Below are 21458 nucleotides of genomic sequence, written 5' to 3'. Positions count from 1 at the left end.
CGACCATCTCGTTGCCGTCGAGCAGCACCCGTCCCTGGTCGGGGCGCAGGAAGCCGTTGAGCAGGTTGAACAGGGTCGTCTTGCCGGCGCCGTTCGGCCCGATGATGCCGAGGATCTCGCCCCGGAGAACATCGAAGCTGACGTTCTGCACCGCCTTCAGGCCGCCGAAGGACTTCGACACGCCCTGGACGGACAGGATGACGTCGCCGCCCCCGCCCCCGAATTGCGGGCGCTCCGCCTCCTCCGTTGCACGGGGGAGGATCCCAGGCGCGGCGCTCGGCTCGGCCGAGACGGGAGCAGCGGCCAGCTTCGTGAGCGAGCGCCTCCGCAGCACGTCGCGGATGCGCCAGTACAGCCCCTCCGGCGCGAGCAGGATGACGGCCACGATCGCGAGGCCGAACACCACGCCCTGGATGCCCGGGATCTTCGCCCCGAGCTCCGCATGGAGGATCTCACTGATCGGGATCAGGATGACGGCGCCGATCACCGGTCCCCAGACGGTGCCGACCCCGCCGAACATCGCGACCGTCAGCGCCTGGGCGGAGACGAGCATGCCGAAGACGGAGGGCGGCGTCACGACCAGGAGCACCACCGTGTAGAACCCGCCCGCCATCGCGGCGATGGCGGCCGAGACCGTGATCGCCTTGAGCTTCCACCGGAGCGTGTCGATGCCGGCCGCCTCCGCGGCCGCCTCGTTCTGCTTGATGGCGAGGAGCGCCATGCCGAACCGCGAGCGCTCGATCAGCCGCGTGACCAGCACCGTTCCCACCAGCATGAGGAGCGCGATGATCGTGTTGATCCGCGGGTCCTCGAACTGCATGTACGCGAAGGGCGCGTCGCGCCGCATCGGCAGCGTCAGCTCCTGGTAGCCGAGCCACTCGAACACGTAGAGCAGCGCCAGGGGATAGGCGAGCATCGCCAGCGCGAAGTAGTGCCCGCGCAGCCGGAAGGTCGGGAACCCGACGATCAGGCCCGCCAGCGCCCCGAGCGCCACCGCGATCGGGATCGTGATCCAGGGCGACAGGTTGAAATACACCTGCCCCAGGACGGTCGTGTAGGCGCCGATGCCGAAGAAGGCGGCGTGGCCGAAGGAGATCAGCCCCGTATAGCCGCTGAGGATGTTCCAGGAGAGGCCGAAGATCGCCCAGACCAGGACCAGCGTCAGCATCAGCTGGTAGTAGGAGTTGGTCACCACCATCGCGATCGCCGCATAGGCGAGCGCGAACAGGGCGAGCGGACCGAGGGAGCGGACAGCGTTCATCGGCTCAGGTCCGCTCTGCCACGCGGCCGAAGAACCCTTGCGGCCTGAAGAAGACGATCAGGAGGAAGACGACGAAGATCGCCGTGTTCTGCAGCTGCGTCGGCAGGATGAGGGTCGAGAGCTGCTGCACGAGGCCGATCGTCATGCCGCCCCAAAAGGCGCCGCCGATCGACCCCATGCCGCCGAGCACCACCCCGGCATACATGACGATGACGTAGTCGATGCCGACGAAGGGGTGGAACGGCAGGTTCGTGGCCAGCAGCCCGCCGGCGATCGCCGTGACGGCGATGCCGATTCCGAACGCGATGCGGTGCGCCCGGGCGACGTCGATCCCCATGAAGGTCGCGGCATCCGGGTTGTCTGCTGAGGCGCGCAGCGCCTTGCCCATGCGGGAGCGGCCGATCAGGAAGGTGAGCGCCACGATGGTGGCGACGGAGATGAGCGCCGCGACGCCCCGCGCCTTGTTGATGAACAGCATCACGTCGCCATCGAGCATCGGCACCGTCCAGGCGCTCGACGACAGCGGCGTGCGGATGGAGATGAGCTGCGATCCGAAGGCGATCAGGGCCGCGTTCTGCACGATGAGCGCGATGCCGAGCGTCAGGATCAGCTGCGCGTAGTGCCCATCTCCTTCCAGCCGTGCCGAGCGCGTCCCGGAGACCTGCGAGATCAGGGCGCCGTGGATCGCATAGCCCACGACGAACAGGAGGGGGCCGGTGAGAAGGATGCCGACATAGGGCGTGACGCCCCCGGTGAACCCGAGCAGCGTGCCGAGGCCGAGCACCAGGTAGAAGGCGGCATACATGCCGACCATCATGAAGTCGCCCTGGGCGAAGTTGATGACCCGCATGATCCCGAAGATCAGGGCGAGGCCGACGCACATGAGGCCGTAAATCGCGCCGACCAGGAGGCCGGCGACGAGGGCCTGGAGCACGTTCTCGATGAGCTGGGCGCTCATGGCAGGTCGACCGATCTGCCGCTCACCCCGGCGAAGGCCGGGGTCGAGGACACGGAGCCGGCTGGATCCCGGCTTTCGCCGGGATGAGCGGTGGGAAGAGGCACAGGTCCGCTCACGACTTTGCCGGCCCGATCTCGACGCCGGCCCATTCCTCGAGCACCTTGGCGATCGAGGTGAAGTCGGATTTTGCGCCGAACTTCGCCTGGGTGACGGCGAGCATCTGCCGGACGGCCGCGCCGACCACCATCGGCACGCCCATCGCCTCGGCCTCGTCCACGCAGAGCCGGACATCCTTGTAGGAAAGACCGGTCTCGAAGCCGAAATCGAAGGTGCGGGTGAGGACCGCCTTCGGGAACTTGTCCTGGCTCGCGCTGTTGCGGCCGCTCGAGACGTTGATGATGTCGATCATCGTCTTGGCGTCGACGCCGGATTTCACGGCCATCGCCATCCCCTCGGACGTGATGGCGAGGGCGGCCGCCGCGAGCAGGTTGTTGGCGAGCTTCGCCGACTGGGCGAGGCCCGGCTTCTCCCCCGTGAAGAAGAGCTTGCCGAAAACCTTGAGGATCGGCTCGACGCGCTCGTAGACGGGCTTCTTGCCCGAGACGATCACGGCGAGGGTGCCGTTCGTGGCGCCCGCGATGCCGCCGCTCACCGGGCAATCGACCCAGTCGACCCCCTTCTTGGCCAGCTCGCCCGCGACCTGCGCGGCGGTGCTCGGGCCCGTGGTCGAGAGGTCGATCACGACCTTGGCGCGGGAGCCCTGGATCACCCCGTTCTCGCCGAGCACCACGCTTCTCACGATGTCCGGCGTCGGCAGGCTCACGAGGACGATGTCGGCGCGCGAGGCCACGTCTGCGGGCGAGGAGCCGAGCTCCGCGCCGCGGTCGACCAGCGGCTTCGTGGCCGCGCTCTGCGTATCGAAGACGACGAGCTTGTGCCCGGCATCGATCAGCCGGCCCGCCATCGGTCCGCCCATGCGGCCGACACCCACGAAGCCGATCACCTCACCTGCCATCCTGTCCTCCCAACCCTCGCTCGGGCCTTGAACAGCCTCTTGGGACACATTCGCCCGGACCGTAGCGATCGAATTACATTATCGCCTGATAGTCTGACAATCCTGAATCATGCGATGGACCATCCTCCGTCCATCGGGAGCGCCGCGCCAGTGATGTCCCGACCACCCTCCCCGCACAGGAAGCAGACGAGCGAGGCTACGCCGGAGCCATCCACGAAGCGCCGGGACGGCTGGCGCGTGGAGAGGTAATCCGCCGTGGCCTGCCGCTCGGATATGCCCGTCGATTCGGCGATCCCGCGTATCCGGTCGGTGATGGCCGGCGTCGGCACCGTACCGGGGCAGATCGCGTTGCACGTGATGTCCAGCTCCGCCGTCTCCAGCGCGACGGCGCGCGTGAGCCCGATGAGGGCGGTCTTGGTGGTGACGTAGTCCGCGCGGTTCGCGGCGCCGATCAGCCCGTAGATGGAAGAGACGTTCACGATCCGGCCGAAGCCCCGCTCCCGCATGCCGGGCAGCGTAAGGCGAATCGTGTGGAAGGCGCCCGAGAGATTGACCGCGAGCGACTGGTCCCAGCCCGCCACCGACATCTGCTCGATCGGGCCGAATTGCCGGACGACGGCGTTGTTGACCACGATGTCGAGCCCGCCCAGGCCCTTCGTCGCCGTGCGGACGAGGTCCTCGATCTCCGCCGGACGGGACAGGTCGGCACCGTGGAACAGAACCTGCACCCCGTGGGCGGCCTCGACCTCGCGCCGTGCTGCTTCACCCTCCCCGGGGGATGCGAGCCCGTTCAGCACGATGTCGCAGCCCTGGCCGGCCAGCCCGCTCGCGATGGCGAGCCCCAGCCCGCCGGTGGAGCCGGTGACGAGCGCGCGCCGGCCGGCAAGCGGACGAGTGTCCTCCCTCATCGCCTTATCCGTTTTCTGACCCTTCGCAGGTGTTCCCACGTCCTCCCTGCATTGTCAGGTTGACAGACAAGATGTCTCGCTGTCAAACCATCTGACCAACGTGCAGGGTGAGTGAGATGGCTGAGCGGCCCGAGTTCCAGAGCGACCTCTTCAAGCAAGGCAAGCAGATCCGCGGCGAGGTCGCCGGGGCTGACCACCTCGAGCGCATGCTCGCCAAGGCCGACGACTTCTCCGCCCCGATCCAGCAGCTCGTCACCGAGTATTGCTGGGGCTTCGTGTGGGGCCGCGACGGGCTCGACCGGAAGACGCGCTCCATGCTGAACCTCTGCATGCTGTCCGCCCTCGGACGCGGGCACGAGTTCAAGCTCCATTGCCGCGGCGCGCTGCGGAACGGCGTCAGCCGGGACGAGATCCGCGAGATCATCATGCAGGTCGGCATCTATTGCGGCGTGCCGGCCATGATGGAGAGCACGCGCCTCGCGCAGGAAGTCTTCGCCGAGGTCGATGCGGGGAAGTAGCGGGTGAGGCCCCCGGCGTTGGCGGCGGCCCCGCTCGGATCGCCGTGGGCTTGAGGTAGGGCCGGGCGGCGGGCCGCCCAGGCCGAGACAAGGAGGAACGGGCTGTGGACAGACGCGCGCCTCCCGTGCACAGGGCTCTCGACTCATCCGAGAGTGGAAACCGGCGCCCGGAATCCACTCCCCGGGATCCTCAGCCTGAGCCGCCGATGAAGAATACCGACAAGTCCATGCGGATCGCGCCCGTCGCGGCGCCGATCCGCAGCCAGGTCGTCGAGACCTTGAGAACCGCCATCACGAGCGGGCGCTTCGCTCCGGGCCAGAGGCTTGTCGAGAAGGATCTTTGCGACCTTCTGGGCGTGAGCCGGCCTTCGGTCCGCGAGGCGCTGCGGGAGCTGGAGAGCGAAGGCCTCATCAGCACGATCCCGTTCCGGGGCCCCCTCGTCACCACGCTCACGGCGCAGGATGCCGCCAGCATCTACGAGGTGCGCGGCGTGCTGGAGGCGCTGGCTGCCAAACTCTTCGCCGAGAAGGCTTCGCCCGAGCAGATCGCCGAGCTGTCGGACACCGTGGACCGGCTCGAGGCCGCCTATGCCACCCAGGACGTCGAGCAGATCCTGATCGCCAAGCGGGCTTTCTACGAGGTCCTGCTCGAGGGCTCGCAGAACGTCATCATCCCCTCCATGCTGCGGACGATGAACGCGCGCATCACGCAGCTGCGGCGCGTGTCGCTGTCGAGCCCGAAGCGGCTCCCGGGCAGCATCAAGGAAATCCGTCTGGTCCTGAAGGCGATCCAGAATCGCGATCCCGAGGCCGCCTTCCAGGCTTCCATGCGCCATATCGGAGAGGCGCAGAAGGCGGCCGTGGCCCAGCTGCAGGACTGACCCTAGGCCGCCACCGCGGGCCGCTCGTCCAGGCGAACGAGCGGTGACACCAGCACCATGACCATCTGGGCGAGGAAGAGGCCGGCCGCGACGACGAGGCTCGCCTCCGCCCCGGCCATCGCGCCGACGCCCGTGCCGATCGCCGCCCCGAGGGGCCGGGCGCCGTAGCTCGTGATGTTGATCGCCGAGACCCGGCCGAGCAGCCCGGCCGGCGTGACGAGTTGCCGAAGCGTCGTCGTCGAGATCGTCCACTGGATCGGGCCGATCCCGAGCAGGAACCAGCCGAGCCCCGCGACCAGCGGGGACGGCAGCCAGATCGTCGAGGCGAGCACGGCCGAGGCCACGAAGCCCGTCACGGGACCGAGGCCGAGCACCGTTCCGAACCGGATGCCGTGCACGAGGCGGGCCGAGAGCAGCGCGCCCGCGATCATCCCGAAGCCATAGGCCGCGAGCGTGAACCCCACTCCGGTCGCCGACAGGCCGAGATGGCGGACGGCGTAGGGCACGAAGACCGCGAGCACCGTGAAGAAGGCGATGTTGAAGACGATCTGCGTGACGAAGATCGGCCGAAGCAGCGGGTGCGTGAAGACGAATCTCGCGCCCTCGGCGACGTCCCGCAGCGGATGGCGCTGCGGGGCCGGCGGGCGCACCGGTTCGCTTATCCCGACGAGCAGCATCACGGCCGCGACGGAGAGCGCGGCGGCGCAGATGAAGGCCGGCGAGGCGCCGGCCCAGCCGACGAGCGCGCCCCCGATCGCCGGGCCCGCCGTGAAGGCGACGGTGCGGGCGAGCTCGATGCGGCTGTTCGCCAGCGGAAGCTGTTCCGTGCGGACGAGGGCGGGCACGACGGCCGGAGCCGCCACCGTGTACCCGACCGTCCCGCAGGCGCCGATGAAGCCGAGCACCGCAAGCAGCGGCAGGTTCAGCCATCCTCCCGCCAGGAGCGCGACGATGCAGAGCAGCGACACGACCCTGAGCGCCTCCGAACCGGCCATCAGCCAGGGGCGCGACATCCGGTCGGCCAGGAGCCCGATCGGGATCGCGAAGAGAACGAAGGGCAGCGTCTGCGCGACCTGCAGCAGGCCCGCCCTGCCCTCGTCCGCCCCGAAGGCCAGGACGGCGATGATCGGGGACGCCGCGAGCGCGATCTGCTCGGCCGACTGGGCGGCGAGGTTCGACCAGGCCAGGCGCCGGAACGCGGGCGAAAGCTTCGATGAGGTTTGGCTTGGCACGCGAGGAGAACCCGGGGCGAGAGGCGCCCGTCTCGCTTCAGCATGGGACCGGCGCCGGCGCATTCCGTTTTCTGCGGAACGTGCGGGTCGCGACAACGGAGCCGGATGGCGGGCTGGCCTGCATCGGCAAGGCTGGACGGACGTTCTCCCAGGGTCTAAGCCGCGACCCCTTCCAGAGCCGATCGCATGACCACCGAACGCCTGTCCCTGCCGAAGGACCGAATCCACGTGCTCCTGCTGGAGGGCGTGAACGATTCCGCGCTCGATACGATGCAGGCCGCCGGCTACACGAACGTTGTCCGGACGAGCCGGGCGCTCGATCCGGCCGCGCTCAAGGAGCAGCTCGCGCGCGTCCACATCCTCGGCATCCGCTCGCGGACGCAGCTGACGGAGGAGATTTTCGCCGCCGCCCCGCGCCTGATCGCGGTCGGCTGCTTCTCGGTCGGCACCAACCAGGTCGACCTTCCGGCCGCGACGCGGCGCGGCATCCCGGTCTTCAACGCGCCGTTCTCCAACACGCGCAGCGTCGCCGAGCTCGTGATCGGCGAGATCGTCATGCTGTTCCGCCGCATCGCCCCGCGCTCGCGCGCCGCCCATGAGGGCCGCTGGGACAAGTCGGCCACGAATTCCGTCGAGGTGCGGGGCAAGACGCTCGGCATCGTCGGCTACGGCAATATCGGCTCGCAGCTCTCGAACCTCGCCGAGGGGATGGGGATGCGGGTCATCTATTTCGACACGACGGACAAGCTCCGGCACGGGAATACCGAGCCCGTCGGGAGCCTCGAGGAGCTCCTCGCGGCGAGCGACGTCGTCTCGCTGCACGTGCCCGAGACGCCCGGCACGCACGGCATGATCGGCCAGGCCGAGATCCGCGCCATGAAGAAGGGCGCCTACCTCATCAACAATTCCCGGGGCACGGTCGTCGATCTCGACGCGCTGGCAGCCGCCCTGAAGGACGGGCATCTCCGCGGCGCCGCGATCGACGTCTTCCCGGTCGAGCCCGCCTCCAACAACGACCCGTTCGTGACCCCGCTCCAGGGGCTCGAGAACGTCATCCTCACCCCGCATATCGGCGGCTCGACCGAGGAGGCGCAGGAGCGGATCGGCTCCGAGGTGGCACGCAAGCTCGTCGACTATTCCGATGTCGGCTCGACGATCGGGGCCGTGAACTTCCCGCAGGTGCAGCTGCCGCCGCGGCCGATCGGCACGCGGTTCATGCAGGTGCAGCGCAACCTGCCCGGCATGCTCGGACGGCTGAACGACGTCTTCGCGAAACGCGGCATCAACATCGCCGCGCAGTACTACCAGACGGATGGCGAGGTCGGTTACGTCGTCGTCGAAACCGACGACACGGACTACGCGCAGGCGACCGAGATCCTGGCCGAGATGCGGGCCATCGAGGGTACGATCCGGGCCCGCCTCCTCTACGAGCGCCGCTGAGGCAGGCCGCGTCGCGGGCCGGTCACTCGATCGGCTGGGCCCTGCTCATCGCGCGCCGGTAGGCGGGGCGCTCCGCCAGCCGCGCCACGTAATCCTGGAGCGGCGCGGCAAGGCGGTCGTGGAAGCCGAGCCAGTGGCCGAGGCCGAGCGCCCAGCCGCAGGAGATATCCGCGGCCGTGAAGTCGCCGGCCAGGAACGGCCCCCGCACCAGCGGCCCGAGAAGCGCGGCGGACTTGGCGACCGCCATGTCCACGGCGAGCCGCGCACCGAAATTGTCCCTCTCCTCCTCCGGTCCGAAGAAGCGCGACCCGACGGTGACGTTCAGGGGCGCGGCGAGCGAGGCCTCGCCGAAATGCAGGAAGGAGATGTAGGCCGGGTAGTTCGGATCCCCGAAGCGGGGCGCGAGCGGCGTCGGGCCGTATTTCGCGCCGAGATAGTCGAGGATCGCGCAGGATTCCATCAGCCGCGCATCGCCGTCGCAGATGGCCGGCAGCGCGCCGGTGGGGCTCGCCGCCATGAACTCTGCATCCTGGAGGCGCCTGGAAAAGTCGATCGGGCGGAGGTCGTAGGGCAGCCCCATCTCCTCCAGCATCCACACCACGCGGAGCGCGCGCGTCGGCGGCGCGCCATAGACCGTGATCATGTTCCCTCCCCGCTTTTGGCCACGGCGTAAGGCCGGGCCCGGCCGCTGCGAGTCAGCCTCGGCAAAACAGAGGAGAGATGGGTTTCAGCCCTATTTCGTGATGCGCTTCGGGGAGATGGGGTCGCTCGCCGGAAAGGTCTCCTCGACGGCCTCGTCCACGAGCTTCTCCTGCCGCTCGCGAAGATCCTCGCCCGGCTTGCGGTCTCCGGGCGCGGATGCGGCGGCAAGGTCGGAGAGGGACTGCCCGGACTGCCGGATGGCAGCCTCCTCTTCGGGTGTGAGCTGCTTGCGCCAGTCCTTCGATGACGCGGAGTTCTGGTCGCCCATCACGGATGCCTCGTTCGCCCTGTGTGTGGAAACGAGCGGCGCGGGCCCGCGTTCCACGGCCAAGCTTGAGGGCCAGACCTAGAGCAGTTTGTCCGGCGTGATCGGAAGCTCGCGGATGCGCTTGCCGGTCGCATGATAGATCGCGTTCGCGATGGCGGCGGCCGTGCCGACGATGCCGATCTCGCCGAGGCCCTTCACGCCGATCGGGCTCGCCTTGTCGTCGTGCTCGTCGACGAAGATCACATCGATGTCGTGAATGTCCGCATTCACGGGCACGTGGTACTCGGCCAGGTTGTGGTTCATGAACCGCCCGAGATTGTGGTCCAGCATGGATTCCTCGGCGACCGCCATGCCCATTCCCATCACGACCCCGCCCAGGATCTGGCTCCGCGCGGTCTTCGGGTTGAGGATCTTGCCGGCCGCGACCGCATTCACGATCCGAGTGATGCGGATGATCCCGAGCTCCTCGTCGACCTTCACCTCGGCGAAGATCGCCGAGTGCGTGTACATCGAATAGCGCATGCTGGTGAGGAGGTCGGGCGAGGCGGTCTCCTCGGCCTCGACGCTCTCGACGCCGCCTGCCCGCATGGCATCGGCGAAGGTGACGAAGCGCGCGGGATCGGATTGCAGCTCGATCCGCCCGTCCCTGAAGGTCACGTGCTCCGGCGAGGCGTTCGCCAGCGGCGAGTTGTCCATCGCGCGGGCGAAGCCGAGCAGCTTCTCGCCTACCGACTTGCAGGCGAGCTGCACCGCCGTGCCGGCGGAGGCTGCCGTCCACGAGCCGCCCTCCACCGGGGAATAGGGCAGCGTCGAGTCGCCGATCCGGACATCGACCTTCTCCAGCGGGACGCCGAGCGCGTCCGCGCCGAGCTGGGCCAGGATCGTGTAGGTGCCGGTGCCGATGTCGCTCGTCGCGGTCGCGACCTCTAGACGGCCGTCGGCCTGCAGGGTGGCCCGCGCCGTGGTCTTCTGGAAATACGCCTCCCAGCAGCCGGTCGCCATGCCCCAGCCGACGAGTTCGCGGCCGTCCTTCATGGATCGCGGCGCCGCGCTGCGCCTGGCCCAGCCGAAGCGCTCGGCGCCCTGCCGGTAGCACTCGCGCAGCTCCTTGGACGTGAAATTCTTGTTCTCGTCCTGGTCCTTCTCCGCGTAGTTGCGGAGCCGCAGCTCGACCGGATCGATCCCGGCCCGCTCGGCGAGCTCGTCCATCGCGATCTCGAGCGCGAAGACGCCCGTCGTGGCGCCGGGCGCCCGCATGTCTCCGGGCGTATAGGTGTCGAGCTGCGCGAGCTTGTACGTCAGCTCGACATTGTCGCAGTGGTACATCAGGCCCGACCAGTTGACGATGCTCTCCTGGTAGTCCTCGAACTGCGATGTCGACTGCACGACGTCGTGCCGGACGGACATCAGCTTGCCCTGCTCGTCGGCGCCGAGCCGGACGGTCTGCAGGGCGTGCGGGCGGTGCGTGAAGGTGAACATCTGGTCGCGGGTGAGCACCACCCGCACCGAGCGCTCGAGTTCGAGCGCCGCCATCACGGCCAGGAACAGCTGGTATTGCGGCCGAAGCCCGGCCCCGAAGGCGCCGCCGACATAGGCGTTGACGACCTTCACGTCGTCCGCCGCGAGCCCGAACACGCTCGTGATGTATTTCTGGCTGTTCTGCGGCCCCTGGATCTTGTCGTAGACCGTGAGTTTGCCGCCGCCCTCCCAGACCACGGTCGAGGCGTGCGGCTCCATCGGGTTATGGTGCTCGATGGCGTGGGTGTATTCCTCGTCGACGTGGATGGCCGCCGCCCCGAAGGCCGAGGCGGCATCGCCGCGCGGCGATGGCGGCGGCTTCACGCCGGAGCGCTTCTTCTTCGGCACATAGGCCTCGTGGCGCTTCACCTCGAGGTCCGTGACGTGCTCGGCGGCCTCGTACTCGACCTTCACGAGCGAGGCGGCATGGCCGGCGGCCTCGAAGGTTTCGGCGACCACCAGCGCCACCGGCTGGCCGCTATAGACGATCTCGGGCCCGTGCAGCGGCCGGAAGGGCGAGCCGGGTGGCGCGACCTCGTCCTGGTAGTTGTAGTCCAGCCAGGCGGTCCGCCGGCGGTTCTCGTGCGTGAAGACTTGGAGCACGCCCGGCACGGCGAGCGCCGCCGACGTATCGATGGACGTGATCTTCCCGCGGGCGATCGCGCTCGACACGACGATGCCGTAGGCGAGGTCTGGGGCGGGATATTCGGCGCTGTACTTGGCTGCGCCGGTGACCTTGGCGGGACCGTCGACGCGGCTCGTCGCGCGACCGACATGGGTTTCGGTGCTCGGCATGGCTCGGCCTATCGGATGCGCTTGTCGGTCTGGGATTGCGGCGTGCCGGACGCGGCTTGCGAAAGCGCGCGCACGATCCCGCGCCGCGCGAGTTCGATCTTGAAGGCGTTGTGCGTATAGCCCGTCGCGTCCTTCAGGATCTGGTCGGCGGCGGCCGCGAAGCTGTCTCGGTCCGGCGCGTTGCCGACGAGGAGCGCCTCCGCGGCCGTGTCGCGCCACGGCTTGTGCGCCACCCCTCCGAGGGCGAGGCGCGCCTTGGCGACTTTCCCGTCCTCGATCTCGAGCGCCGCGGCGACCGAGACCAGCGCGAAGGCATAGGACAGCCGGTCGCGCAGCTTCAGGTAGGTGTAGTGCGAGCCGAATCCCGATGGCGGGAGTTCGACCGCCGTGATGATCTCGTCGTGCCGCAGCGTTGTGTCGATCTGCGGCTGGTCGCCCGGGAGGCGGTGGAACTCGGAGATCGGGATCGCACGCCGGCCGTTCTGCCCCTGGACGTGGATGGTAGCTTCGAGGGCCGCGAGGCCGACGCACATGTCGGACGGGTGGGTGGCGATGCAGTGCTCGCTCGTCCCGAGGATCGCGTGGATGCGGTTCTGCCCCTCGATCGCCGGGCAGCCCGTCCCGGGCTCGCGCTTGTTGCAGGGCGTGCCGGGGTCGTAGAAGTAGTAGCAGCGCGTCCGCTGGAGCAGGTTTCCCCCGGTCGTCGCGGAATTCCGCAGTTGAGGCGACGCCCCGGCCAGGATGGCGCTGGCGAGCAGGGGGTAGCGGCTCTGGATGCGCTCGTCGTAGGCGAGATCGCTGTTCGGCACGAGCGCCCCGATCAGCAATCCGCCGCTCTCCGTTTCCGTGATCTCGCGTAGCGGGAGCCGCGTGATGTCGATCACCCGCTCCGGGCGCTCGACGTTGTATTTCATCAGGTCGATGAGGTTCGTGCCGCCCGCGATGAACTTGGCGGCCGGGTCCGCCGCGATCGCCATGACGGCCTGGTCGAGGGTCTCCGGGCGGAGATAGCCGAAATCGTTCATGCCGCGCTCCGTTCGCCGGACGCCAGCACCTGCTCGATCGCTGCCACGATGTTCACGTAGGCGCCGCAGCGGCAAATGTTGCCGCTCATGTATTCGCGGATCTCATCCTTGGACTTCGCCCTGCCCTCCTCGAGAAGCGCGACCGCCGACATGATCTGGCCGGGCGTGCAGTAGCCGCACTGGAAGGCATCATGCTCGACGAAGGCCTCCTGCATCGGGTGGAGGCGCCCGTCCTTGGCGAGGCCCTCGATGGTCGTGACGCTCGAGCCGTCCTTCATGGCGGCGAGCACCATGCAGGAATTCACGCGCCGCCCGTCCAGGATCACCGTGCAGGCGCCGCACTGGCCGTGGTCGCAGCCCTTCTTGGTTCCCGTGAGGTGGAGGCGCTCCCGCAGGAGATCCAGGAGCATCGTGGTTGCCGGAATGGACAGCTGGTGCGTCTCACCATTGACGGTGAGGCTGATCGGGATGCCCGCCCTGCCGGGCGAGCCGTCCTCTGTCGTTGCCAAGGCTGAGCTCCTGTGTGCGGCACGCGGCGACGGTGGGAGAAGCGGCCCTGCGACCGCCACAGCTCATAAAGACTCTAAACTGCGCTCCGTTCCCCCGCCCGGGCCCGGCCGTGCTTCCGAAGGCGGTCACAGGGGGTACTGCCCGGGGCTCGGGCGGCGAAGCTTCGGCAAGCAAAACACGCCCGTGTGCCAGCGAACTGCTTACGCGGCAGGCCCGAATACTCTCTCCCCATGGCCCCATTCACTCTGGCGGCCAAGAAAAAGGAGAGGGTCATGAACGGCTTCAAGAAGAGCGCGGCCGGGATCGCGGCGGTGGCACTCGGCCTGTCGCTGGCGGCGGCTCCCGCCCAGGCCGGCCCGAAATTCTACAAGAAGCACTACGGCTACCATCACCACCACAAGCACGGATACGGCTACGGCGTGCCCCTCGCCGCCGGCATCGCGGGCGCCCTGGCGCTCGGCGCCGTTGCGGCAGCCGCGTCCTCCGCTCCGGCCTGCTACGTCGAGGAGCGCGAGAGCATCGATCGCTTCGGCAACGTGTATGTCCGCCCGGTGCGGGTCTGCTACTGAGCGCGGCGGGCGCGGGAGCATCGGCGGGGGCGAAAGTCCCGGCCAACCTCCTGGAATCGCTCGGCCCAACCCGGCGGCGCAATGCTTCCGAAACATGCCGCAGCTAGGCCGTAACCGGGGGACGGTGACGGGGGAGCGGCCATGAAGGTGCTCGCATATTTCCTCGGACTGACGCGGCCGGTCGCACAGACCTGCTGGGAGGAGGTCCGGGCTGCGCGCGTGGCGGAAGTCCAGCAGCTGCTGGCCGAGATCGCGGAGCCGCCCTGCTCCTGCGCCCGATAGGGACGCGCCCGGCGGATCCAAAAAAGTTGACAGCGTTGCACCCCGGAGGTGCCGTCATGGCTCTGTCGATGGACCGCAGATTGCTCGGCCTGATCGTCGTCCTGATCCTCGCCTGGGCAGGCCTGATGGTGAGGTGTTTCGGCTGAGAGGGAGGCCGCGGGCCGGCGAGCCGCTCAGGCAGCGCGCGCCTGGGCCGGACCCGGCTCGAACCCGGCCTCCGACTGATCGACCCGGGTGACGCACACGCTGACCGTCATCTCCAGGAAATCGCCCGGCTGGCCGAAGAAGCTGCCCGATAGCGGCGCGGCGTGGTCCGGATCCCGTACGAGCGCCACGCGGACGAGGTTGGCATTGCCGACCGACCCGCTCGTCGGGTCGAAATCCACCCAGCCGGCGCCAGGCAGGTAGACCTGCAGCCAGGCATGCGTATGCCCGCCCATCCCGGCCTCTTCCGGCTCGGGCTCCGGCATATAGAGGTAGCCGGAGGCGAAACGGGCGGCGAGGCCGACGGCCCGGACGGCCTCGGCCATCAGGACAGCAAAGTCGCGGCACGAGCCGGTTCCGAGCCGGAGCGTGCGAAGCGGATCCTGGATGCCCTTCTGCAGCCGCCGGCGATAGCTGAACTCGCCCCTGATGCGTGCGGTGAGCCGGCGCAGGAACGCGAGCGTGTCGCGCTCCGGATCCTCGCCGAGGATCGACCATGCCCAGCGGTCGAGCACATGCTCCGGGTCGGGATGCTGCCGCTCGATAAAGCGCGCCAGCTCCGCCATCTCCTCGGCCCCGTAGGAGAAGGGGCAGGTGAGCGAGTGACGCTGAAGCCGAAGCGCATCGAGGTCGATCACCGCCTGCTCGACCTCGAGTTCCGCCGCGACGCGCAGCTCGGCGTCGCGGCCGGCGAAGCTCGCCCGCCCGACGAGATTGCCCGAGGGATCCTCCGACCAGACGGTCGCGGCCGGAGGCGGGACGATATCGATGCGGGCCGAGCGCGTCTGCTGGTCGTGGCTCTCGCGGGGCCGCAGCATGAGGCGATGCTCGCCGAAGGAGACGGGCGCGGCGTAGCGATAGGTCGTGACGTGGCGGATGCGATAGGTCGGCATGGCCTTAAGCTTCGACCTGCCGGACGAGGCAAGATCCGCGCCGCGGCGCAGGTCTCAGGCCCGGGTTGAGCCTTGCGGCGGCAGGCAACGGAGGAGCGGGTTCCCGCGTTCATCGCGCACAAGGAAGGACGCGCAACGAACGACGATGGACAGCTACGAGATTCTCACCCGTTTCGAAAAGCAGGCGGACGGCCGCTGGGTCTGCCGCGAGCCGGTGACGGTCGAGACCGCCGACGGGCCCGTTTCCGTCAGGCCGGGCATGGCCTTCACGTGCGGCAACACGGTCGGCGATGTCGATCTCGCGGAGCTTCTCGAACGGCTTGGCGCCCAGCACGGGTCGTAGATCCGTGACGCACTTGTGAAGCGGCGCGGCAGGGAGCACATTACGGCCATCCGAGGGGTGCCCCGGCGGGGCTGAGACGGCGCAGGGCCGAACCCTTTGAACCTGATCCGACTCGCATCGGCGGAGGGACGGAGTGCCGAACAGATCACATTCCCACGCGCTGAGCCCGAGGCCCGGCCTATGACCGAGCGCGTGAGCGTGATCGGCGCGGGCGTGGCCGGGACCTGGGCGGCGCTCCTCCTCGCCGAGGCGGGACATGCCGTGACCGTCTACGAGCGCCAGGAAGGGACGCTGGCGGGCGCGACGAGCCATTGGGCGGGCGGGATGCTGGCGCCCGATTGCGAGGGCGACGGCGCCGAGCCCGTGGTCATCAGGCTCGGGCACCGCTCGATCGACCTGTGGCGCGCCCACCTTCCCACGACCCCGCTCAACGGCTCGCTCGTCGTCTCCCATCCACGCGACCGCGCCGACCTGGAGCGCCTCGCGCGCCAGACCTCCGGCCACGAGCGGGTGACCGGCGGGCGGGTCGGCGAGATCGAGCCCGCGCTCGCGGGCCGCTTCCGGGAGGGGCTTTTCTACGCCGGGGAAGGTCATGTGGAGCCGCGCAGGGCGCTCCCGGCGCTGCACGAGAAGCTGCGCGGCCTCGGGGCCGAGATCCGTTTCGGGGCGGCGATCGCGCCGGACGCCCTCGACGGCACCGTCATCGATTGCCGCGGGCTCGGCGCGCGCGACAGCATGCCGGATCTTCGCGGCGTGAAGGGCGAGACGGTTCTCATCGAAACGGCCGAGATCGAGCTCTCGCGGCCGGTGCGGCTGATGCATCCGCGCTGGCCGATCTACGTGATCCCGCGCGAGGACAAGCGCTTCCTCATCGGGGCGAGCACGGTCGAGACGGAGGATGCCTCGGGCGTGACGCTCCGCTCGGCGCTCGAGCTGATGACGGCCGCCTACACGCTCCACCCGGCATTCGGGGAGGCGCGGATCGTCGAGCTCGGCACGGCGCTCCGCCCTGCCCTGCCCGACCATGCGCCCCGGATCGAGGTGTCCGGGCGCCGGATCAGCGTGAACGGGCTCTATCGGCACGGCTTCCTGATCGCGCCAGCGCTCGGCGAGCTGGTCGCCAACTACGTGACGCACGGCGCGAGGGACAACGAGGTGATGCGGTGGTCGTGACGGTGAATGGCGAGCGCCATGAGGTGGAAGCCGCAAACGTCGCGGCGCTCCTCGAGGCGCTCGGCTACGAGGGCAGCTTCTTCGCGGTGGCCGTGAACCAGGAGGTGATCCGGCGCGCGAACTGGACCGAGACGCCGCTCGCCGAGGGCGACAGCGTCGAGATCCTCACCCCGCGGCAGGGCGGATAGGAGACAGGACGTGCAGCTTTACGGCCAGGAGGTGCGATCGCGCCTTCTCATCGGGACGGCCCTCTACCCGTCCCCGGCGATCATGGAAGAGGCCCTCAAGGCATCCGGCGCGGAGATCGTGACGGTCTCGCTTCGGCGCGAATCCGCCGGTGGCCGGGCGGGGGATGCGTTCTGGCGCATCATCCAGTCGCTCGGCGTGAAGATCCTGCCGAACACCGCCGGCTGCCGCACCGTGAAGGAGGCGGTCACGACGGCCGAACTCGCGCGCGAGCTGTTCGGCACGCCGTGGATCAAGCTGGAGGTGATCGGGGACGACGAGACCCTCCAGCCCGACGTTGTCGCGCTCGTCGAGGCGGCCGGCATCCTCATCCGGGACGGGTTCGAGGTCTTCCCCTACACGACCGAGGACCTGACGGTGGCGAACCGCCTGGTGGATGCGGGGTGCCGGGTCGTGATGCCCTGGGCGGCCCCCATCGGCAGCGGCCAGGGGATCACCAACCGGGCCGCGCTGCAGACCCTGCGCGCCCGCCTTCCGGACGTCACCCTGATCGTCGATGCCGGCCTCGGCGCGCCGTCGCATGCCGCCGCCGCGATGGAGCTCGGCTATGATGGCGTGCTCCTCAACACGGCGATCGCCAAGGCGGACGATCCGGTAAGGATGGCCCGCGGCTTCGCGCTCGCCGTCGAGGGGGGCCGCGCCGGCTACGAGGCGGGGCTGATGCCGCCCCGCGACTTCGCTTCCCCGTCCACGCCCGTGGTGGGCACCCCCTTCTGGCACGCGGCCGGCTGATGCACCCCTACCCTGATCGCTTCTACCCGGTCGTGGACAGCCTCGACTGGGTCCGCCGCCTTGCTTCCCTCGGGGTCGGCACGGTCCAGATTCGCGCGAAGGAACTCGGGCACGAGGGCGCGCTGGCCCTCGTCACCGAGGCGCTCGCCATCACGCGCGGCACCAAGACGAGGCTCGTCGTCAACGATTACTGGGAGGCCGCCATCCGGGCCGGCGCCGAGCACCTCCATCTCGGCCAGGAGGACCTGGCGGAGGCGGATGTGCGGGCGATCCGCAAGGCCGGCCTGACGCTCGGCCTCTCGACCCATGATCACGACGAGCTGGAGACGGCCCTCCGCCACGCGCCGGATTACGTGGCGCTCGGCCCGATCTACCCGACGACGCTGAAGGCCATGCGGTTCGGCCCGCAGGGGCTCGACAGGATCGGCGAATGGAAGCGCCGCATCGGCGCGATTCCGCTCGTGGCGATCGGCGGCATCACGCTGGAGCGCGGGCCCGGCGTGTTCGCGGCCGGCGCGGATACGATCGCGGTCGTCAGCGACGTCACCCAGAACGCCGACCCGGACGGGCGGGTGCGGGCCTGGCTCGATCTGGCCGCGGAATGATGCGCCCTGCGGCCGCACGGACCTCGGAAACCAAACCGGGGTTTGCTCGTTGATGTGCCGCAGGATGTCGCACTGAAACGGGACACATTCTGTCCGCATTCGCACGCGAGCTATGTAGAACACCATCAACATAGCTGGCGTAAGCTCAAGCGCTGAAAGGCGTTTTCGGGCTGGCCGGTGCTCGCCTTTTTCTCGCCCCTTCAACTCTGATGCTCCGCGACCTTCGAAACAGCGAAGGAAGTGGTGTTGAAGAAGGTTGGTTTGCTTGTTGCCTGCTCGGTAGCGATTACGACACTTGGAACGGTGATGGCCTCCGATGCCGAGGCCGGTTACAAGAAGAAGCGGAAGAAATTCCACAGGCGCGCGGCGATCGAGCGGCCTGTCGAGGCCGACGCCGGAGAGCCGGGTGGGCGCCGGCTGCAAGCCGGGATGGCCAGCTGGTATGGCCCCGGCTTCCAGGGCCGCAAGACGGCCAGCGGCGAACGCTTCAACACCAACGACCTGACCGCAGCCCACCGCTCGCTGCCGTTCGGCACGCGGGTGAAGGTGGTCAACCAGGCGACGGGTCGCTCCGTCGTGGTCCGGATCAACGATCGGGGGCCCTTCCACGGCGGCCGCGTGATCGACCTCTCCCGCGCCTCGGCGGCTGCCATCGGCATGGGCGGCCTCGCCCGGGTGCAGCTCGTGGCGCTCTAGGCGCCAGGACGATGCGGGCCGGCAGGACGACCGGCCCCCTTCGCGCCCCGGGACCCTTCGATGCGGCTCTGAGCGCCGATGTGCCGGGGCACGATTTCCGAGGCGGGGATGCGACGAGTTCCCGGTTGCCCTCCGTGCTCCGGGCGGTTACGGGGGAGGATGTTGCCCAGGCGGTCGGACGTTCTCCTCAGCACGGGTCTCCGCGTCTTCCGATGGTCCGCATCGGCTGATGCACGTACCGCCGGCCCCTCTGCGCGCCCCGGGCGCCCGCCTGCCGCATCGTGAGCGTCGGCCCGATCCTCATCGTCGAGGATGAAGACCTCGTGCGGATCATGATCGCCGAGGAGCTGCAGAGTTCCGGCTACGACGTCCTGGAAGCCTCCTGCGCGGAGGAGGCGCTGGTGCAGTTCCAGCAGAATCCCGTGTCCGTCCTCTTCACGGACATCCGCATGCCTGGCCGGATGAACGGCTGGGAACTCGCCGAGGAGGTCCACCGCCGGGATCCCTCGATCAAGGTCATCTACACGACGGGCTACAGCCACGAGAGGCCGCGGCTCGTGCCGAACAGCCTCTATGTCGGCAAGCCCTATCGCGCCGCCCAGATCGTGGACGCGATCGAGAGGCTCACCCGGGACGGGGACGACATCTCCGGCGAGCCGCGGGCCGAGTAAAGGCGCCCTCTCCTCCATCGCAGACGGCGTCCGGCGAGTGCTGCCCCCGTCGCGACCCGCGATCTACGCTGGAAGCGCCGGGCCGGACCCTCTCCGTGCCGGGAGCCTCGGGAAGCGTACGTTTCCAGGGGGTGGACCCTCCCCCGCGAGCGATATGATCTGAGCTCTCCCCGGGCGCGAGCCGGGAGCACCCTCGCTCGGCCCCCGGGACGCCTGCAGGACCACGACTTCCAGGCGGACACCCACCTGTCCGGGCCTTCAGGGGCGGTCGATCCTGCCGCCCTTCCCGTCGATCGGATGAGAGGTCAGCGTGGAGCCCATCGTCATCACGTTGTTCTTCATGGCCGCCGTCGTGGTCAGCGGCACGCTCGGCCGCATGTCGCCCGTCGCGATCCCGCTTCCTCTGGTTCAGATCGCGCTCGGCGCCGCGATCGGCTCCTTCTCGGGCCTGGAGGTCAAACTCGATCCGAACGTGTTCTTCCTGCTGTCCTCCCGCCGCTCCTTTTCCTGGACGGCTGGCGCATCCCCAAACAGGGCCTGCTGCGCGACAAGGGCCTCATCCTCGGCCTTGCCCTTGGGCTGGTGATCTTCACCGTGCTTGGGCTCGGGATGCTGGTCCACTGGATGATCCCCGCCATGCCGCTGGCTGTCGCCTTCGCGCTGGCCGCGATCATCTCCCCCACGGACCCGGTCGCCGTCTCGGCCATCGCGGCCCGCGTGCCGATCCCGAGGCGGATGATGCACATCCTGGAGGGGGAATCCCTGCTCAACGACGCGTCCGGCCTCGTCTCCATGCGGTTCGCGGTGACGGCCACGCTGACCGGAGCGTTCTCCCTCGAGAAGGCCGTCGCCACGTTCTTCTGGCTGGCCCTGGGCGGCCTCGCCATCGGAGTTGGCGTGACGCTCTGCGTGATGATGGCCAAGGATTGGGTGACGAAGCGCCTCGGCGAAGAGACCGGGTCGGAGATCCTGATCAGCCTGCTGATCCCGTTCGTGGCCTACATCCTGGCCGAGCATCTCCATTGCTCGGGCATCCTGGCCGCCGTCGCGGCTGGCATCACGATGAGCTACGCGGAGATCCGGGGCCATGCCTTGGCGGAGACCCGGGTTCGCCGCGCCGGCGTCTGGGAGACCGTCCAGTTCACCGCGAACGGCATCATGTTCGTTCTTCTCGGCGAGCAGATCCCCGACCTCGTCTCGGGAGCTGCCAGCGTCGTGCGCGAGGCCGGGCACCACGACGAAAGCTGGCTGGCGATCTATGTCCTTGCCGTCACGATCGCCCTTGCGATCCTGCGGTACATCTGGGTCTGGCTCGCGCTGCGCGTCACCATCTATCGGGCCGCCCGGAGGGGAAAGGCCACTCCCCGGCTGGGCTGGCGGCCGGTCGCCGCGATGTCCGTGGCCGGCGTGCGCGGCGCCGTCACGCTGGCAGGCGTGCTGACATTGCCGCTCGCGCTGCCGGATGGCTCCCCCTTCCCGGCCCGCGACCTCGCCATCTTCCTCGCGGCGGGGGTCATCATCCTCTCTCTCATCTTCGCGAGCGTCGCCCTGGCTCCGCTGCTACGCGGGCTGGAGCTTCCGCCGGAGCATATCCACGAGGCGCGGGAGGACCAGGCCCGCAGGATCGCCGCGGAGGCCGCCATCCAGGCCGTCAACAAGGCCGAGCATGCGATGGCCGAAGGGCGCAGCGACGCCGATCTCTATGCCGAGGCGGCGTCCCGGATCATGGAATCCTATCGGCGCCGGATCGAGGGGCAGCTCAAGACGGGAGACGATGCCCAGGCCAGCCGGAAGGCCTTCGACATCGAGAGCGAGCTCCGCCTCGCGGGGTTGAGAGCGGAAAGGAACGAGATCTTCCGCATCGCCCGAGCGGGCAAGCTCGACGACGAGACCGCCCGCAAGCTCGTGCGGGAGATCGACCTCATCGAGGCCGACCTGTCCTTGAGATCGACGGAGGCGGCCTGAGCGGCTGCGGAGGACGCAGGCCGCTATCCCGCGCAAGGTAGAGCGGTC

The 21458-nt window shown here is 69.0% G+C and carries 23 protein-coding genes, 1 pseudogene and 1 riboswitch; of the genes and pseudogenes, 13 read left to right on the top strand and 11 right to left on the bottom strand.

Annotation, left to right across the window (positions count from 1 at the left end):
• From ACO2SS_RS14240 to ACO2SS_RS14225, 4 genes are all read right to left on the bottom strand, one after another.
• Window positions 1–1261: ABC transporter permease subunit (locus tag ACO2SS_RS14240; protein WP_423278333.1), on the bottom strand; the 1261-nt coding region annotated here is incomplete at its 3' end.
• 4 nt (window positions 1262–1265) lie between these two features.
• Window positions 1266–2219: a branched-chain amino acid ABC transporter permease gene (locus ACO2SS_RS14235; RefSeq protein WP_423278332.1), complete on the bottom strand. Its 954-nt coding sequence runs from the start codon at window positions 2217–2219 to the stop codon at window positions 1266–1268.
• 112 nt (window positions 2220–2331) lie between these two features.
• Window positions 2332–3303, bottom strand: coding sequence for an NAD(P)-dependent oxidoreductase (locus tag ACO2SS_RS14230; protein WP_423278341.1), 972 nt, complete (start codon window positions 3301–3303; stop codon window positions 2332–2334).
• Between the two features lie 38 nt (window positions 3304–3341).
• A complete protein-coding gene (locus ACO2SS_RS14225; protein ID WP_423278331.1) occupies window positions 3342–4142 on the bottom strand; it encodes an SDR family NAD(P)-dependent oxidoreductase in 801 nt (266 codons plus the stop codon).
• 116 nt (window positions 4143–4258) lie between these two features.
• Between ACO2SS_RS14225 and ACO2SS_RS14220 the strand changes: the two genes are divergently transcribed.
• Window positions 4259–4660, top strand: coding sequence for a carboxymuconolactone decarboxylase family protein (locus ACO2SS_RS14220; protein WP_423278330.1), 402 nt, complete (start codon window positions 4259–4261; stop codon window positions 4658–4660).
• Between the two features lie 206 nt (window positions 4661–4866).
• Window positions 4867–5541, top strand: coding sequence for a GntR family transcriptional regulator (locus ACO2SS_RS14215; RefSeq protein ID WP_423278329.1), 675 nt, complete (start codon window positions 4867–4869; stop codon window positions 5539–5541).
• Between the two features lie 2 nt (window positions 5542–5543).
• Here ACO2SS_RS14215 and ACO2SS_RS14210 read toward each other — a convergent pair whose 3' ends face one another.
• A complete protein-coding gene (locus ACO2SS_RS14210) occupies window positions 5544–6773 on the bottom strand; it encodes an MFS transporter (RefSeq protein WP_423278328.1) in 1230 nt (409 codons plus the stop codon).
• Between the two features lie 186 nt (window positions 6774–6959).
• Here ACO2SS_RS14210 and serA point away from each other — a divergent pair, with 186 nt between their 5' ends.
• Entirely contained in the window at window positions 6960–8213 is a 1254-nt protein-coding gene (serA, locus tag ACO2SS_RS14205) for a phosphoglycerate dehydrogenase (RefSeq protein WP_423278327.1), read from the top strand.
• Window positions 8214–8235: 22 nt separating this feature from the next.
• Here the strand turns inward: serA and ACO2SS_RS14200 are convergent, their stop codons facing one another.
• The 5 genes from ACO2SS_RS14200 to ACO2SS_RS14180 all read right to left on the bottom strand — a co-directional run bounded on the left by ACO2SS_RS14200 (window position 8236) and on the right by ACO2SS_RS14180 (window position 13030).
• Window positions 8236–8856: a glutathione S-transferase family protein gene (locus tag ACO2SS_RS14200; RefSeq protein WP_423278326.1), complete on the bottom strand. Its 621-nt coding sequence runs from the start codon at window positions 8854–8856 to the stop codon at window positions 8236–8238.
• A gap of 90 nt (window positions 8857–8946) precedes the next feature.
• Window positions 8947–9183: a hypothetical protein gene (locus ACO2SS_RS14195; protein WP_423278325.1), complete on the bottom strand. Its 237-nt coding sequence runs from the start codon at window positions 9181–9183 to the stop codon at window positions 8947–8949.
• Window positions 9184–9261: 78 nt separating this feature from the next.
• Window positions 9262–11496 (bottom strand): xanthine dehydrogenase family protein molybdopterin-binding subunit, encoded by a 2235-nt coding sequence (locus ACO2SS_RS14190; protein WP_423278324.1) that lies wholly within the window; start codon window positions 11494–11496, stop codon window positions 9262–9264.
• Window positions 11497–11504: 8 nt separating this feature from the next.
• Window positions 11505–12521: an FAD binding domain-containing protein gene (locus tag ACO2SS_RS14185; protein WP_423278323.1), complete on the bottom strand. Its 1017-nt coding sequence runs from the start codon at window positions 12519–12521 to the stop codon at window positions 11505–11507.
• Window positions 12518–13030, bottom strand: coding sequence for a (2Fe-2S)-binding protein (locus tag ACO2SS_RS14180; RefSeq protein ID WP_423278322.1), 513 nt, complete (start codon window positions 13028–13030; stop codon window positions 12518–12520). Before ACO2SS_RS14180 ends, ACO2SS_RS14185 begins: the two co-directional genes overlap by 4 nt.
• A 273-nt stretch (window positions 13031–13303) precedes the next feature.
• Here ACO2SS_RS14180 and ACO2SS_RS14175 point away from each other — a divergent pair, with 273 nt between their 5' ends.
• Window positions 13304–13600 carry a hypothetical protein gene (locus ACO2SS_RS14175; protein WP_423278321.1) on the top strand — a complete coding sequence of 99 codons (297 nt, stop codon included), beginning with the start codon at window positions 13304–13306 and terminating at the stop codon, window positions 13598–13600.
• Between the two features lie 141 nt (window positions 13601–13741).
• The gene (locus ACO2SS_RS14170; RefSeq protein ID WP_423278320.1) at window positions 13742–13882 is read left to right on the top strand and encodes a hypothetical protein; all 141 of its coding nucleotides are present in this window, start codon (window positions 13742–13744) and stop codon (window positions 13880–13882) included.
• 173 nt (window positions 13883–14055) lie between these two features.
• On the opposite strand, the gene ACO2SS_RS14165 is transcribed toward ACO2SS_RS14170, so the two are convergent.
• The gene (locus ACO2SS_RS14165; RefSeq protein ID WP_423278319.1) at window positions 14056–14979 is read right to left on the bottom strand and encodes a transglutaminase family protein; all 924 of its coding nucleotides are present in this window, start codon (window positions 14977–14979) and stop codon (window positions 14056–14058) included.
• A 145-nt stretch (window positions 14980–15124) separates the two neighbouring features.
• On the opposite strand from ACO2SS_RS14165, the gene ACO2SS_RS14160 reads away from it, so the two are divergent.
• The 8 genes and pseudogenes from ACO2SS_RS14160 to ACO2SS_RS14125 all read left to right on the top strand — a co-directional run bounded on the left by ACO2SS_RS14160 (window position 15125) and on the right by ACO2SS_RS14125 (window position 21410).
• A complete protein-coding gene (locus tag ACO2SS_RS14160; RefSeq protein ID WP_423278318.1) occupies window positions 15125–15322 on the top strand; it encodes a hypothetical protein in 198 nt (65 codons plus the stop codon).
• Between the two features lie 43 nt (window positions 15323–15365).
• Window positions 15366–15468: riboswitch (TPP riboswitch) on the top strand.
• A gap of 34 nt (window positions 15469–15502) precedes the next feature.
• Entirely contained in the window at window positions 15503–16495 is a 993-nt protein-coding gene (locus tag ACO2SS_RS14155) for an FAD-dependent oxidoreductase (RefSeq protein ID WP_423278317.1), read from the top strand.
• Window positions 16486–16683 (top strand): sulfur carrier protein ThiS, encoded by a 198-nt coding sequence (gene thiS, locus ACO2SS_RS14150; RefSeq protein WP_423278316.1) that lies wholly within the window; start codon window positions 16486–16488, stop codon window positions 16681–16683. The genes ACO2SS_RS14155 and thiS overlap by 10 nt, the downstream gene beginning before the upstream one ends.
• Before the next feature lie 10 nt (window positions 16684–16693).
• The gene (locus ACO2SS_RS14145) at window positions 16694–17473 is read left to right on the top strand and encodes a thiazole synthase (protein WP_423278315.1); all 780 of its coding nucleotides are present in this window, start codon (window positions 16694–16696) and stop codon (window positions 17471–17473) included.
• Window positions 17473–18078, top strand: a complete 606-nt coding sequence (locus tag ACO2SS_RS14140; RefSeq protein WP_423278314.1) for a thiamine phosphate synthase — start codon at window positions 17473–17475, stop codon at window positions 18076–18078. The genes ACO2SS_RS14145 and ACO2SS_RS14140 overlap by 1 nt, the downstream gene beginning before the upstream one ends.
• Before the next feature lie 306 nt (window positions 18079–18384).
• On the top strand, window positions 18385–18774 hold the full coding sequence (locus ACO2SS_RS14135; protein ID WP_423278313.1) for a septal ring lytic transglycosylase RlpA family protein: 390 nt from the start codon (window positions 18385–18387) through the stop codon (window positions 18772–18774).
• Between the two features lie 281 nt (window positions 18775–19055).
• The gene (locus ACO2SS_RS14130; RefSeq protein ID WP_423278312.1) at window positions 19056–19445 is read left to right on the top strand and encodes a response regulator; all 390 of its coding nucleotides are present in this window, start codon (window positions 19056–19058) and stop codon (window positions 19443–19445) included.
• Between the two features lie 310 nt (window positions 19446–19755).
• Window positions 19756–21410, top strand: a pseudogene (locus ACO2SS_RS14125) (Na+/H+ antiporter).
• Window positions 21411–21458 lie beyond the last annotated feature (48 nt).

This window comes from Enterovirga sp. CN4-39, from assembly GCF_049446235.1.
Lineage (GTDB): Bacteria > Pseudomonadota > Alphaproteobacteria > Rhizobiales > Beijerinckiaceae > Enterovirga.
The sequence above is the reverse complement of the archived record's forward strand: the minus strand, read 5'-3'. Positions and strand labels throughout refer to the sequence as shown.

What these genes read in the sequence shown, in the direction of transcription:
- ACO2SS_RS14165 (WP_423278319.1), bottom strand. Translation starts at nt 14,979, where the DNA reads ATGCCGACCTATCGCATCCGCCACGTCACGACCTATCGCTACGCCGCG.
- ACO2SS_RS14175 (WP_423278321.1), top strand. Translation starts at nt 13,304, where the DNA reads ATGAACGGCTTCAAGAAGAGCGCGGCCGGGATCGCGGCGGTGGCACTC.
- ACO2SS_RS14225 (WP_423278331.1), bottom strand. Translation starts at nt 4,142, where the DNA reads ATGAGGGAGGACACTCGTCCGCTTGCCGGCCGGCGCGCGCTCGTCACC.
- ACO2SS_RS14155 (WP_423278317.1), top strand. Translation starts at nt 15,503, where the DNA reads ATGACCGAGCGCGTGAGCGTGATCGGCGCGGGCGTGGCCGGGACCTGG.
- ACO2SS_RS14170 (WP_423278320.1), top strand. Translation starts at nt 13,742, where the DNA reads ATGAAGGTGCTCGCATATTTCCTCGGACTGACGCGGCCGGTCGCACAG.
- ACO2SS_RS14235 (WP_423278332.1), bottom strand. Translation starts at nt 2,219, where the DNA reads ATGAGCGCCCAGCTCATCGAGAACGTGCTCCAGGCCCTCGTCGCCGGC.
- serA (WP_423278327.1), top strand. Translation starts at nt 6,960, where the DNA reads ATGACCACCGAACGCCTGTCCCTGCCGAAGGACCGAATCCACGTGCTC.
- ACO2SS_RS14185 (WP_423278323.1), bottom strand. Translation starts at nt 12,521, where the DNA reads ATGAACGATTTCGGCTATCTCCGCCCGGAGACCCTCGACCAGGCCGTC.
- ACO2SS_RS14135 (WP_423278313.1), top strand. Translation starts at nt 18,385, where the DNA reads ATGGCCTCCGATGCCGAGGCCGGTTACAAGAAGAAGCGGAAGAAATTC.
- ACO2SS_RS14190 (WP_423278324.1), bottom strand. Translation starts at nt 11,496, where the DNA reads ATGCCGAGCACCGAAACCCATGTCGGTCGCGCGACGAGCCGCGTCGAC.
- ACO2SS_RS14220 (WP_423278330.1), top strand. Translation starts at nt 4,259, where the DNA reads ATGGCTGAGCGGCCCGAGTTCCAGAGCGACCTCTTCAAGCAAGGCAAG.
- ACO2SS_RS14200 (WP_423278326.1), bottom strand. Translation starts at nt 8,856, where the DNA reads ATGATCACGGTCTATGGCGCGCCGCCGACGCGCGCGCTCCGCGTGGTG.
- ACO2SS_RS14215 (WP_423278329.1), top strand. Translation starts at nt 4,867, where the DNA reads ATGAAGAATACCGACAAGTCCATGCGGATCGCGCCCGTCGCGGCGCCG.
- ACO2SS_RS14140 (WP_423278314.1), top strand. Translation starts at nt 17,473, where the DNA reads ATGCACCCCTACCCTGATCGCTTCTACCCGGTCGTGGACAGCCTCGAC.
- ACO2SS_RS14195 (WP_423278325.1), bottom strand. Translation starts at nt 9,183, where the DNA reads ATGGGCGACCAGAACTCCGCGTCATCGAAGGACTGGCGCAAGCAGCTC.
- ACO2SS_RS14160 (WP_423278318.1), top strand. Translation starts at nt 15,125, where the DNA reads ATGGACAGCTACGAGATTCTCACCCGTTTCGAAAAGCAGGCGGACGGC.